This is a genomic window from Streptomyces sp. NPDC058284 (assembly GCF_042881135.1).
In the GTDB taxonomy this organism is placed as follows: domain Bacteria; phylum Actinomycetota; class Actinomycetes; order Streptomycetales; family Streptomycetaceae; genus Streptomyces.
This window is the reverse complement of record NZ_JBHVYE010000014.1, coordinates 209,746-221,288: the sequence shown is the minus strand read 5'-3', so window position 1 is coordinate 221,288 and position 11,543 is coordinate 209,746. Positions and strand designations below refer to the sequence as shown.

14 protein-coding genes and 1 pseudogene are annotated in these 11,543 nt (G+C 68.6%); 12 read left to right on the top strand and 3 right to left on the bottom strand.

Annotation, left to right across the window (positions count from 1 at the left end):
• Nucleotides 1-51: 51 nt before the first annotated feature.
• The 3 genes from ACFVYR_RS21120 to ACFVYR_RS21110 form a co-directional block, all read right to left on the bottom strand.
• Nucleotides 52-369, bottom strand: a complete 318-nt coding sequence (locus tag ACFVYR_RS21120) for a hypothetical protein (RefSeq protein WP_384251235.1) — start codon at nucleotides 367-369, stop codon at nucleotides 52-54.
• 140 nt (nucleotides 370-509) lie between these two features.
• A complete protein-coding gene (locus ACFVYR_RS21115) occupies nucleotides 510-1,037 on the bottom strand; it encodes a GNAT family N-acetyltransferase (protein WP_384251233.1) in 528 nt (175 codons plus the stop codon).
• A complete protein-coding gene (locus ACFVYR_RS21110) occupies nucleotides 1,034-2,287 on the bottom strand; it encodes an XRE family transcriptional regulator (protein ID WP_384251231.1) in 1,254 nt (417 codons plus the stop codon). Before ACFVYR_RS21110 ends, ACFVYR_RS21115 begins: the two co-directional genes overlap by 4 nt.
• A 234-nt stretch (nucleotides 2,288-2,521) precedes the next feature.
• Here ACFVYR_RS21110 and ACFVYR_RS21105 point away from each other — a divergent pair, with 234 nt between their 5' ends.
• The 12 genes and pseudogenes from ACFVYR_RS21105 to ACFVYR_RS21050 all read left to right on the top strand — a co-directional run bounded on the left by ACFVYR_RS21105 (nucleotide 2,522) and on the right by ACFVYR_RS21050 (nucleotide 11,338).
• Nucleotides 2,522-2,947, top strand: a complete 426-nt coding sequence (locus tag ACFVYR_RS21105; RefSeq protein ID WP_384251229.1) for an ATP-binding protein — start codon at nucleotides 2,522-2,524, stop codon at nucleotides 2,945-2,947.
• Nucleotides 2,944-3,375 carry a DUF6415 family natural product biosynthesis protein gene (locus ACFVYR_RS21100; RefSeq protein WP_384251227.1) on the top strand — a complete coding sequence of 144 codons (432 nt, stop codon included), beginning with the start codon at nucleotides 2,944-2,946 and terminating at the stop codon, nucleotides 3,373-3,375. Before ACFVYR_RS21105 ends, ACFVYR_RS21100 begins: the two co-directional genes overlap by 4 nt.
• Nucleotides 3,375-3,800, top strand: a complete 426-nt coding sequence (locus tag ACFVYR_RS21095; RefSeq protein WP_384251224.1) for a DUF6302 family protein — start codon at nucleotides 3,375-3,377, stop codon at nucleotides 3,798-3,800. The genes ACFVYR_RS21100 and ACFVYR_RS21095 overlap by 1 nt, the downstream gene beginning before the upstream one ends.
• 91 nt (nucleotides 3,801-3,891) lie before the next feature.
• Nucleotides 3,892-4,089 carry a DUF5999 family protein gene (locus ACFVYR_RS21090; protein ID WP_384251221.1) on the top strand — a complete coding sequence of 66 codons (198 nt, stop codon included), beginning with the start codon at nucleotides 3,892-3,894 and terminating at the stop codon, nucleotides 4,087-4,089.
• Nucleotides 4,090-4,475: 386 nt separating this feature from the next.
• Nucleotides 4,476-5,498 carry a dTDP-glucose 4,6-dehydratase gene (locus ACFVYR_RS21085; protein ID WP_384251218.1) on the top strand — a complete coding sequence of 341 codons (1,023 nt, stop codon included), beginning with the start codon at nucleotides 4,476-4,478 and terminating at the stop codon, nucleotides 5,496-5,498.
• A complete protein-coding gene (locus ACFVYR_RS21080) occupies nucleotides 5,495-6,562 on the top strand; it encodes an ATP-grasp domain-containing protein (RefSeq protein WP_384251216.1) in 1,068 nt (355 codons plus the stop codon). Before ACFVYR_RS21085 ends, ACFVYR_RS21080 begins: the two co-directional genes overlap by 4 nt.
• Nucleotides 6,540-7,700 carry a DegT/DnrJ/EryC1/StrS family aminotransferase gene (locus tag ACFVYR_RS21075; protein WP_384251212.1) on the top strand — a complete coding sequence of 387 codons (1,161 nt, stop codon included), beginning with the start codon at nucleotides 6,540-6,542 and terminating at the stop codon, nucleotides 7,698-7,700. The genes ACFVYR_RS21080 and ACFVYR_RS21075 overlap by 23 nt, the downstream gene beginning before the upstream one ends.
• Complete coding sequence (locus tag ACFVYR_RS21070) at nucleotides 7,697-8,245, top strand: low molecular weight protein-tyrosine-phosphatase (RefSeq protein ID WP_384251209.1); 549 nt, start codon at nucleotides 7,697-7,699, stop codon at nucleotides 8,243-8,245. The genes ACFVYR_RS21075 and ACFVYR_RS21070 overlap by 4 nt, the downstream gene beginning before the upstream one ends.
• The gene (locus ACFVYR_RS21065; protein WP_384251206.1) at nucleotides 8,229-8,957 is read left to right on the top strand and encodes a GntR family transcriptional regulator; all 729 of its coding nucleotides are present in this window, start codon (nucleotides 8,229-8,231) and stop codon (nucleotides 8,955-8,957) included. The genes ACFVYR_RS21070 and ACFVYR_RS21065 overlap by 17 nt, the downstream gene beginning before the upstream one ends.
• A 131-nt stretch (nucleotides 8,958-9,088) precedes the next feature.
• The gene (locus tag ACFVYR_RS21060) at nucleotides 9,089-10,297 is read left to right on the top strand and encodes a glycosyltransferase (protein WP_384251203.1); all 1,209 of its coding nucleotides are present in this window, start codon (nucleotides 9,089-9,091) and stop codon (nucleotides 10,295-10,297) included.
• Nucleotides 10,260-11,093: pseudogene (locus ACFVYR_RS21055) on the top strand (hypothetical protein); the annotation flags it as partial. The gene ACFVYR_RS21060 and the pseudogene ACFVYR_RS21055, both read left to right, overlap by 38 nt.
• A 59-nt stretch (nucleotides 11,094-11,152) precedes the next feature.
• Complete coding sequence (locus ACFVYR_RS21050; RefSeq protein ID WP_384251258.1) at nucleotides 11,153-11,338, top strand: hypothetical protein; 186 nt, start codon at nucleotides 11,153-11,155, stop codon at nucleotides 11,336-11,338.
• Nucleotides 11,339-11,543 lie beyond the last annotated feature (205 nt).

Here is an 11,543-nt window from a genome sequence, read left to right as displayed (position 1 = left end):
AACGCCCGGGCAAAGCCCTGGATCTGGGGCAGACCCGCACCGCCAACTCGCTTACTGCGACGCCGATACGTGTACGCCGTTTGAGGAACCCAGCAGTAAGTCCTCTAGCGTGGCGGGCGCCTTGAAGCCCCACTTCGTGAGTCGCCCGCTCACCTCGATGAACGCCTTGCCCACGGTCCAGGGCTGCGCCTCCAGCGACCAGTTGGTACCTGGCCGGTTCTTCATCACCGGACGGCCGCCACGACCGTCGCGCTGCGGGATCGACAGGGAGTGGTCAAGCCAGGTCTGCGGCGGGGGTGGCGGTGTCGTCTTCGGCGGATAGCCGGGACGCGGCTTGCCCGCTTCGGGGCCGGAGTGCGGCGTTTCCATGTCGACCTCCAGGCGCATCACGGTCAGTTGTCCAACTTGTCCACGTGGCCCAATCTATCGCCCTCGCACCAGGCCTGACGGCCAGACAGCGGCCCCTGTACGACTCATCAGCCGGACTGAGCCGACCGGGGCATCGCCCTTCAGGGGTTCAGCCTCTTCACCATGACGGCATACACTGGGGAGTCAGCGAACGGCTGCTGCTCACCAGCCTTTTCGTAGCCCCACGTCTCGTACAGGTCCTGGACCTTCGGGTGTGTCACGTCGACAAGGAGCACCGCGAGATCCTCGTTGCGCTCCTGCAGCAGAGCTTCGTGCAACCGATCGGAGATGCCCTGCTTCCGCCACTGCGGGCGCACCATTACCTCGGAGACGGCGTAGGTTGCCGTGTAGCCGTTGTTCGGCTCGAATGCGGTGGAGCGCCACCATTCGCGACCCGGCTGAAGCGGTGCGCCGTACGCGAAGCCGCTCGGCTCGTCTCCGTCGAATGCGACGACGCAGGTGAAGCCGTCCATTGCTGACCAGTGATCGACGAACCAGGGGAACCGCTGGTTGAACTCGTCGTCCATCGCGTCGGCGTAGGCGTCAGCGTGCACTTCGATCAGCATCTGCTTGAAGCCCTCCGGGAGGCTTCCCTGTGCGTAATGCCGCAGGTCAGTCACCTTGGTCACGCTCGACTCCATTCATCTCGCATGCGGTCTGCCCAGTCGCGGGCGTACGTCGTGGAGGGCGCCATCCGGAACAGGTCTCGGTGGAAGTCTCCGACCAGGGTGCGCAGACGTCCAGGCATTGGGGCGCCGTTCATGATTGGGAAGACGGTGGCTGCGGTCGCCGTGGCCTGTTCCGGTTCTCCCTGTCGAAGCTGGGTGAGAGCGAGCTGACACGTGGCCAGTGCACGGTTGCGTTGGAACTCCGCCGGGATCTTGGCCAGGGCGCGGTGCGCCATCGCCTCGGCCTCGGCGAACTGACCATTGCGGTTGAGGATGATCGCCGCGAGGTGATGAAGCTCGGCCGGGCCGTAGAACGCGGTCCACCGAGGGCGCTCGCTCTCGGCCGCCTTCCCGAGGGATTCCTGTGCCGCACCCAGGGCCTTCTGCGCGGCCCGCGGGTCCCCCAGCGACGAGTAGGCCAGCGCAAGTCGGACACGGCCCATGGAGCCGAAGAATGGGTCCCTGCGGGCAGCCGGGGAAGCGCTGGCCGCCTGTGCTGCTGCGAGCTGCTCCGGCCAATTCTTCCGCTGGTAGGCAAGCATCGCAACATTGATCCACACGCGCATTCCCGTGGGCGGGTCCTGAGACAGGCCGGCGAACGTCGTCGACTCGTGCAGGTACATCTGAGCCGCGTCCAGATCCCGCAGGTCGATGCATGACCAGGCGGCGATCGTGGTGAACTCGGCAGCGATCGCGTACAGGGCGCGGCGCACACGCTCGCTGGCGTTGCGTTGTTGGAGTTCCAGCACCTTTCTACGGGCCCTGAGAGCCTCCGTCGCCAAGGACATGTGCCCGCCCTGCCGGTCGTCGGCCTCCACGAGCTGGTTCATTCCGGCAGAGGCGCGGGCCACATCGGTCATGCCTACCGCCCGGCGCTGCTTAACGACCGGAACAGCAGCGGCTGCCGTGCCGGTAGTGGAAACGATGAAGTCGCGACGCCGCACGGGGCCCTCCGGTGGGTGTTGCATGGAGTTGGGTGCGCTGAACCCTAAGTCCGCCACCGGGCAGCCGAACACACGCTCAAGTGCAGCGCAAGTACGGCCAATTGGCCGCCGACTTGCCCCGTTGAGGAGATTGCGAACCGTCCGCGAGGAGATCTCCCCGGGCCGGCCGGTGATCTCATGCAGGGCGGCATTGAGCCGGGCAGCCAACTCCTCTTGCGTGACTCCGAGTTGATCCATGCGGCCCTGAAGAACGGCATTCGCTCCCATGCACCGAACGTAGTACCGCCATTACTCAACCGCCCAGACCGTCGGCAATGCGAACGTAAAGTCTTCCGGTTCCGGGGCGTGCACGAAACCGGAACTCTTCCTGTCGCCCTCCGCTCGGGGCTCGTTGACTGACTATAAGCCGTCGAGTCGTACTCGACACGGCGGCATGGAAAGGCCGGTCCTGCCTGTCCCGTCAGGACTGGCCAGGCACCCCACGCCGGAGGGAATGACCTCGTGACCACGACCGCGACAAAAACGAATGTGAACGGTGCCCCCGGCTACGCCGCTCAGTTGCCGTGCCTGCCCGAGGCTGTGCAGCGAGCCCGCGCTTTCGTCTCCGGCGTCCTGGATGCCTGGGGTATGAAGGAAACCCTGGCCGGGGAGGTCATCGTGTCGGAGCTGCTGACGAACGTGGTCGTCCACACCTCGACGGACCTCACCACGGTTGCTATCCAGCGCGATGGCACCTGCCAGGCGCGCATCGAGGTCGCCGACGCCTCGCACGTGCCGCCGCACGTCGTAGACGCCAGTGGCGGCGCCGAATGCGGCCGGGGCCTACAACTGGTTGCGCTCCTGAGCTCGAGGTGGGGCTATGAGGATCGCCCGTGGGGCAAGGTCACGTGGGCCGAGCTGAGTCTGTGCGCGGAGAGCGGCCGGTGAGCACTGCCGTGGCCGCACAAGAACGCGTCCTTCACGACATTCCGAAGTGGGTGTCTTCCCACAGTTCGGACGATCTGCGGACCTTCTTGAGGTGCCTCACTGCCTGGCAGCCTCTCGACCTCGAACCGATCTTCGACGACCTCGACACCGCGATCGGTAACCAGCTTCCGCCCGTGACCGACACTACAGCGCTGATCGAGCGTCTTCGTATTCACCTGACGAGGCTCAGCGACATCGCCGTCGCTGACGCGAAGTACCTGCCCACCACGGGCATGGCTCGGCTCATCGAGCGCGGGCGCTCCATTCGAGAGGAACGCGTACCGGCCGAACACCAGCAAGCCATCGGCCTCGCGCGGCGCCTCGCCTTCGTGACTTCCGACTTGGTCGAGGAGCTGATCGGGGCGAGCTACATCAAGGGAGCCGAGTGATGCACGACCCTTTCGCCGCGAGACATCCACCGGTGACCGTCATGGTCATGCCCCCGAGGGAGGCGTACGACTACGACCTCTACATGGACCGCCTCTCGGATGCCTGGATCGTGGATGCCAGCCTCGCTCTGCGCACCCTGCGGATGCCTTTCCTGGCCGTCCGCGTGGGCGGCTCACGCAGCGGGGGAAGCTACTCCGTGACCTGTTCCTGCTTCGGCTTGAAGGTCGTCGAGGTCCTCCGCGGCAGGGACGGCTACCCGCAACTCCGCCTGCGGTACTCGCCTTCCGACGATTCCTACGTCGTGGAGTGGGGCGAGCGATCACCGACGCTCTGGGGACAGAGCGACGTGACCACGATGGGCCTCTTCTACGGCTACACCGACCGCGCAATCTCAGGCTTGGCCCAGAGCCCCGCAACCTCCTAAACGCCCTCTTCGGCGGACGGTCACCGCTCCCCGTGTGCCCTGCCGGAGAGGGCCCCTTCTCGCCCCACAACCGAAAGGAAGCGCGACGCACATGTGCCAGCACGAGCCTCCCTGCCCCACGGCTGACCAGCCGGATCGCGAGGCCGCTCAGCCCGTAGCACGCGATGACGTCGCGGGATGGGCACGGTTGTGCAACGGCGTCTATCTCTTCGACACAGGCGAGTTGCTGCCGGACAACTCGATCGTTGCCCCGCACCGCCCCGTCGGCCTGCCCGGAACAGCCGCGTGAACGTTCCCGTCCCTTACGGAAACCCCGCCCTGCGGTGGTTCCTGGCCTCCCAGCTCGTGCGGGCCCTCCGGGCCTTCACCGTGATCGACCTGGCCGACCTCCCTGCCCCTTCATCGGTGGCCGGGCACGAAGCCACCGGTTCCCACCGGGATGTCCTCGGGCCCGGCCGGAACCGGTGCACCACCCCCGGTCGGGTGAGGAATGGGCGCCTCACCTCACCGGTACACCGTGTGCTCGTCGCTGGCCAGCGGGAGCGAGCACACGGCGGGGGCCCCTCCCCCCTGTAGGGGCCCCTCCTGGGTGCCGCGCTTTCAGGCGCGGGCGCGGCACCCAGGACCCACCCATCCCTCTCCACCTCTCCCTACCGTTCGGATCGAGGTCAGGACATGGAAAATGTGCTCGTGACCGGCGGCGCCGGATTCATCGGCTCCCACTTCGTGAAACGGATTCTGCGGGCCGACGATGTCGCTCGGGTGACGGTCCTGGACGCGCTCACCTACGCCGGGAGCATCACGAATCTGGGCGAGGCCTTCCTCTCGCCCAAGCTCGAATTCGTCCAGGGCAACATCCTCGACGAGGCTCTGGTCACCGACCTCATGGCGTGCCACACGGCAGTGGTGCACTTCGCGGCGGAGTCGCACGTGGACCGCAGCTTCCTGGAGGGCGGCACGTTTCTGATGTCGAACGTAGTGGGCACCCACATCCTCCTCGAAGCCGCCAAACGCACAGCCGTGGAGAAGTTCGTGCACGTCTCCACCGACGAGGTCTATGGCCCACTGCTGAAGGGCGCCGCGCGTGAACGGGACCCGCTGAACCCCTCCATGCCCTACGCGGTCTCGAAGGCTGCCAGCGACCTGGTGGCGCTCTCCGCGTACACCACTGATGGGGTGCCGGTATGCGTGACCCGCAGCTCCAATCAGTACGGGCCCGGACAGCATCCCGAGAAGATCATCCCCCTATTCCTGACGGCTCTCGTCAAAGGCCTGCCCGTCACCCTGCACGGCCGGGGCGAGCACGTACGCAACTGGCTGCACGTCGAGGACAACTGCGCCGGCCTTGAACTCGTCCTGCGCGACGGCGTCCCGGGCGAGATCTACAACCTCGGCGGCGGCACGGACCTGACGAACAAAGAGCTCACCGAGCGGATCCTGCACCTGTACGGCGCGAGCTGGGACCTGGTGACCTACGTCCCCGACCGCAAAGCGAACGACCTGCGCTACGCCATGGACTGGTCGAAAGCCGCCAGCACCCTGGGGTACCAGCCCGGGCGGGACCTCGACGAGGGCCTGGCCGTGACCGCGGACTGGTACCAGCGCCATCCCGACCGGTGGGCGCCCCTGCGCCGCAACCCCGGCGCGCCGATGGCGCAGATCCAGGTAGCCGCCCGCGAGGAGCGGGGCCCGCGGTGAACCGTGCCGCGCGGCGGCCTCGCCGCATCCTCGTCACGGGCGTGGGTGGCGCCCCTGGCCTCGATCTCGCCCGCCAGCTGCTGGAGCTGGGCTGTGACGTCATCGCCGCCGACGCCGACCCGCTGGCGCCCGGCCTCCTCCTGGCGGGTGTCACCCCGCGTGTCGTCCCCGTCGCGGGCCACCCCCAGGCCGCGGACGAACTGGTGCTGCTCTGCCGCGAGTTGCGCCCCGACGCCCTCATGCCCACCGTCGAGGCGGAGCTGCCGATGCTGGGCGGCCTCGCCGGCCAGTTGCACACCCTCGGGGTGCGAACCTGGCTTCCCGGGCCGGCCGCGATCACCGCGGCGATCGACAAGGCCGTCTTCCACGATATCCTCACCCAGCACGCTGTGCCCACCCCTCACACGATGCTCCCCGGGCAGACCGACGGCACGCTGACCGACGACGGCCGCGAGTGGGTAGTCAAGCCCCGGCGCGGCCAGGGCGCCAAGAATGTGCACTTCTGCTGGACCGGGGCCGAGGCGCATGCGCTGTTCGGCCTGGTGCCGGACCCGATCATCCAGGCCAAGGTCGAGGGCCGCGAGTTCACCGCAGACTGCCTCGTTGACCGCGCTGGCCGCGCCTCGCTGGTCCTGCGCTGGCGCCTGCTCGTCAAGGGCGGCCTGGCCGTGGTGTCCAGCACCTTCGCCGACGAGCAGGTTAGCCAGGTGGTCACCGCGGCGCTGGCCGCCGTCGGTGCGGCCGGGCCGTGCTGCGTGCAGGGCTTCGTCTGCGACGAGCCCACCTCGAACCGGGTCGTGCTGACCGAGATGAACATGCGCTTCGCAGGCGCCTTCCTGCTGTCCCAGGTGGCCGGCGCCGACCTGGTCCAGCAGGCGCTTAACGGCCTCTTCGGCGAGCCCGTCGACCACTCCCGGCTGCGCTACCGGCCCGGCCTGTACCTCACGAAATCCTCGGACACGCTGGCCGTGGGGGAAGTCTCCACGCTGCCGGTCGACCGCTTTGCCCCGCGCGCTCACCGCTCCTCAGGAGGAGAACAGCATGACGACCATCCCACCGCGTAGAGCGGTATCGGCTGCCGCGGGACAGTGCGCCCGGCCCTACCTGTACGGGGAGGAGGAGATCGCCGTCGCCGAGGTGCTGCGCGGCGGCTACTACGCCCATGGCGTGGTCACCACCCAGTTCGAGAGGGAGATCGCGAAGTTCCTCGGCGTGCCCGACGCTGTCGCGGTCAGCTCGGGCACCGTCGCTCTGCAGATCGCCCTGCGCGCCGCCGGAGTTGGCTCGGGGGACGAGGTCATCGTCCCCTCGCTGACGTTCTGCGCGACCGTTCAGGCGATCGTGGCCTGCGGTGCTCGCCCCCGTTTCATTGAGGTCAACGCCAACACCCTGTGCGTAGAGCCCGCGGCTGTCGCTCAGGCCATTACCTCCCGCACCCGGGCGGTGGTCCCCGTCCTGTACGGCGGCCGCGCCATCGATCTGACCTCGCTGGACGACGTCCTCACCGACCAGGGGATCGACATCGTCGAGGACGCCGCGCATGCCTTCGGCTCCTTTGAGGGCACGGTGAGGGTCGGAGCGTCCGGGAAACTCACGTGCTTCAGCTTCGGGCCGATCAAGAGTCTGACCTGCGGGCAGGGCGGCATGGTCATCCCGCGGGACCGCCGCGAAGGCCGCATCGCCCGCTCGCTGCGCAACCTGGGCATCGTTCAGTCCGCCGACCAGCGGGCGGCGGCCACGACCTACATGGTCGACGGGCACGGCCTGCGGGCCCAGATGTCGAATCTGAACGCCGCGGTCGGGCGCGTCCAGCTCGCCCACTTCCCTCAGGCGATGGCCCAGCGCAAAGCGCTGTGGACCTCCTACGAGCTCGCGCTGCGCACCATCGACGATGTGGCCGTGGTGGACGTGGACGTGGAGCACTCCACCCCGTCGATGTGCGTCGTGCGCCTGCCCGAGCAGTTCAGGAAGCGCGTGTTCGGTCTCCTCAAGGAGAAGGGCGTGGGGGTGGGCGTCCACTACCCGCCCAACCACCTGCAGCCCGCCTTCGAGGCGCTGGACCACAGGTCCCTGCCCGTCACCGAGCTGGTCGCCCGCCAGATCCTGACCCTGCCCTTCCACCAGCGCCTGACCACCAGCGACGTCGTGCAGATCGCCGGTCTTCTGGAGCAGGCTCTGGCCACAGCAAAGGCAGCCCGGTGACCGGCGGCGCCCAAGGACACCACCCGCGGCGGATCCTGACGGTCTGCCTGGGAAACTACTGCCGCTCCCCCGTGGCCGCGTGCATCCTCACCCACCACGGCGGCGCCGGACTCGAGATCCGTTCAGCGGGGATACGGGACAAGTGGGCAGGCCAGCCCGCCCACCCGCTGATGATCGAGGCCGCGGCCGCGCACGGCTACGACCTCACCGGCCACCGGTCCGCCCAGGTCACCACCGAGCTCTTGGAGTGGGCCGATCTCGTCCTGGCCATGGACCTGTCCAACGTGGCTGCACTCTGTGACCTCGCCACCCCGCGTACACGCTCCAAGGTGCGCCTCTACCTCCCCGGCAAGGACGTGCCCGACCCCTGGGGCCGGCCCCGCGCCGCCTTCGACCACTGTCTGACCGTCCTCGAAAACGGCGCGGACCGCTACGTGCCCCGAACAGCGCACCCTCCCCCGCCTGAGAAGCACCCCCCCTGCGCTCCCCGGCCCTGTTCCCCAACGAAAAGGCACAGTTCACCAGACAATGACCGACCTCCATGACCTGCCCCAGGAGACCCTGCGAAGACTCCCCAAGAGCGCCCGCGCTCCGGCCCTTCAGCTCTATGCGGTACTACTGGGCGAGATCCGCAGCGGAGAGCTGGCGCCCGGCCGGGTGATCACCTATGCCGAGCTGGTCAGCCGCCACCGCGCCAACTGCGTGGTGGTCTCGGGCGCGCTGCAGTTACTGCGCCATGACGGCCTGGTGGAAACCCGCCCCCGGCTGGGCACGCGCATCGTCGTCGAGGGCGAGACGTGGGCCGTGCCCGGCCAGGACGAGGACATGCCGCTCGCCGTGTACGTCGAAAAAGAGATGCGCCGCAGACTCGCTGGCCGGGTGTATCCGCCAGATACCCGGATACCGATCCTGGCACTGCTCGCCGAGGAGTTCGGGGTGTCCGTCATGACCGTCCGCACCGGTCTCAGCCCGTTGTTCGATGCCGGATTCCTGATCACTAAAGGCCACAAGCAGGACGGGACGAAGGTGACACGGCGGGTCGACCGCACGCCGCGTGCCGACCTGCTCACGCTGGCCGAGCGGCCCGCCGATCTCCTTGGCAAGCTCTACCCGGCATGGGGAGAGGCCAAGACACTCGCCGACTGGAGCCGCGACAAGCGGTGTGCGGTGCCCTACGGGACGCTGAAGGCACGGATTATCGATCACGGGTGGCCCGTGAAACGGGCCATCACCACACCAAGGAGGACCCGCCCGTGAGTGGCACGGGCAGCTCCCATCGGTGTGGGAGGCTCGCCCCTGCGCGATCCAAGGCTGGGCCCCTGCTCCCTGCGCCCCGATGAATCGTTTGGCACGGATCTCTCAACGCGACAGATGAGGAACCCCCTCTTGTGAACCACGACGTGAACCTCCCCCACCTCCCCGCAGACCCGAGCCGTCCCTTCCGCCTCATCGTGACGGGCGGCGGGACCGGCGGTCACACCTACCCCGGACTCACCGCAGTCCGGACGCTCCAGAACCGTCTGACAGCCGCAGGCAGGCCGCCGCTGGATGTGCTCTGGATCGGAACTGCGGACGGCCTGGAGGCTCGCGTGGCCCCCGAGGAGGGCATCGCGTTCGCGGAGGTCACCACCGGCAAGATCCGCCGCTCGAAGAACCCCCTGAAACTGGCCTCGCCCGCCAACGTGCGGGACATGGCCCGAGTCCCGCTCGGCGTGGCCCAGGCCCGCAAACTCGTCGCCGACTTCCACCCCGACGTCATCCTGGCCACCGGCGGCTACGTCGCCGTGCCCGGCGGACTCGCCGCCCGCCTGTGCCGGCGCCCCCTGGTGCTGCACGAGCAGACCGTCCGCCTTGGCCTGGCCAACCGCAAGCTCGCCGGGGCCGCCACACGCATCGCCGTGTCCTCCGAGTCCACCCTCGCCCTGCTGCCCGAGACCGCCCGGCACACCGCGGTAGTGACCGGCAACCCCGTACGGCCTGAGGTGTTCAGCGGCCAGGCGGACAAGGCCATCGAGACGCTCAGACTCCACGGGTTCGACCGCCGTCTGCCCACCGTGTACGTCACCGGCGGCGCTCAGGGCTCTCAGCAGATCAACGACCTCGTGAGCGACTCCCTCTCCTGGCTCCTGGAACGGGCCAACGTCATCCACCAGTGCGGCCGCGACCACCTGGGCGCTCTGCGCCAACGCACCGCGGGCCTATCCAGCGAGCTCGCCGCGCGGCACTACCTGACCGAGTTCGTCGGGCCCGAGCTGCCCGACGTCCTCGACCTGGCCGACGTCGTGGTTTCCCGTAGCGGCGCCGGCACCATCGCGGAGATGACTGCGCTCGGCAAGGCGGCCGTCTTCGTCCCCCTCGCGACGTCCGCGGGCAACGAACAAGTGCACAACGCACGGCACTTGGCCGATTCGGGGGCCGCGCTCGCCCTGCTCGACGGGGTTACCTCGCTGACCTTCCAAGGCGCCGTTGCACCGCTGCTGGCCGACCCCCAGTACCGCACCGCGGTCGCCGACCGCGCCCGTGAACACGGGCGTCCTGACGCGGCGGCCCGATTGGTCGATGTCGTTCTCTCCGCGGCTGCAACAAACGGGCAGTAGCAGGGTCGTCAGAGTGAAGGCAGTTCCTCGTCGCCACCGCCGGATGGCTTGCCCTGAGGCTGGAGGTCCTGAGCGTTGGGATTCTACGGATCGCAACGCAAGGCGCACCCTCGCGGCCGCCTCCGTGCTGACGCTACTCCATCCCGTACTGCTGGCCGCTGCTCCTGCTCGCGGTCATCCCCAAGGGCGCTGCGGCTGTCACCACCGCGCGCATCCAGCACCGCGCCGACCACCGCAACATCGCGGACAGCCCTCTGCGTTACCTGCTGCGGCACTACGCCACTCACCAGCGCACCGCGGCCGAGGCCCGGGCCACCACGATGGCCGGATTCCTGGCCGACTGGTATCAGGAGATCACCGACCAGATCAAAGCCACGCCCCGCCGGGCCGCTCCGCGCGTGCTGCTCGTCACTCTGCTCGGCGCCGGGGTCAGCGGCCTGATCTCGCGGCGGCCTGGGCCGCGTTCGGCTGGCTGGCCGTCAGCGGGCCGATGAATCTCGCGCTGGCAGCCACTGCCGTCATCGCTGTTCGTACGTCAACGGGCGCCCTGACGTCGCTGGTCCTGGCCGCCGCCCGGCTGTTCCGCACCAGCCTGTATCTGGAGGACGGGCAGACGTTCCTGCAACGGGTCGCTGAGCTGCGCGCCATCCGCGGGTGCCTGCCGAGCCCACCAGGCGCTCCCGCCGAGATCCGCGCCGAGAAGGTGAGTTACACCTACCCCGGCGCCACGAAACCGGCGGTCGACGGCGTCAGCCTCACCCTGCGGCGCGGCGAACTCATCGCGCTGGTCGGCGAGAACGGGTCCGGCAAGACCACCCTGTCCGCGCCGCTGACCGGGCTCTGCGTCGCGTCCGCATGTTCAAGGACCTCGCCGTCGGCAAGACCGCCGTCTTCGTCACCCAGGGCCTGGAGAACGCCCGGATTGCGGACCGCATCATCGTCCTCGACCGCGGTCAAGTCCGGGAAGTGGGCGACTTCCCGACCCTGATGACACGCGACGGGCTCTTCGCCGAGCTGTACCGGATGTCTCAGGACCGCTGATCACCCCGTACGCCCGGCACCACCATCATGCGGTGGTATGCGCCCGGCTGGTGCGGTTCACCCACCGGGAGGCCGTCGACCTCCACCCAGGCGTGCGCGCGAAACGGCGGTGGGGGGGGGGCCCGCCCGCGGGCGCCCCCCCAAAAAGGAGGGGTTGGTAGAAGGCCTGCAAACGGCGGGCCGCCCACACCACCCGCACAGAAAA

Bases quoted from the DNA above. Each gene is read 5' to 3' on its own strand.
- ACFVYR_RS21110 (WP_384251231.1), bottom strand. From the start codon at position 2,287: ATGGGAGCGAATGCCGTTCTTCAGGGCCGCATGGATCAACTCGGAGTC.
- ACFVYR_RS21085 (WP_384251218.1), top strand. From the start codon at position 4,476: ATGGAAAATGTGCTCGTGACCGGCGGCGCCGGATTCATCGGCTCCCAC.
- ACFVYR_RS21050 (WP_384251258.1), top strand. From the start codon at position 11,153: ATGTTCAAGGACCTCGCCGTCGGCAAGACCGCCGTCTTCGTCACCCAG.
- ACFVYR_RS21095 (WP_384251224.1), top strand. From the start codon at position 3,375: ATGCACGACCCTTTCGCCGCGAGACATCCACCGGTGACCGTCATGGTC.
- ACFVYR_RS21065 (WP_384251206.1), top strand. From the start codon at position 8,229: ATGACCGACCTCCATGACCTGCCCCAGGAGACCCTGCGAAGACTCCCC.
- ACFVYR_RS21090 (WP_384251221.1), top strand. From the start codon at position 3,892: ATGTGCCAGCACGAGCCTCCCTGCCCCACGGCTGACCAGCCGGATCGC.
- ACFVYR_RS21120 (WP_384251235.1), bottom strand. From the start codon at position 369: ATGGAAACGCCGCACTCCGGCCCCGAAGCGGGCAAGCCGCGTCCCGGC.
- ACFVYR_RS21075 (WP_384251212.1), top strand. From the start codon at position 6,540: ATGACGACCATCCCACCGCGTAGAGCGGTATCGGCTGCCGCGGGACAG.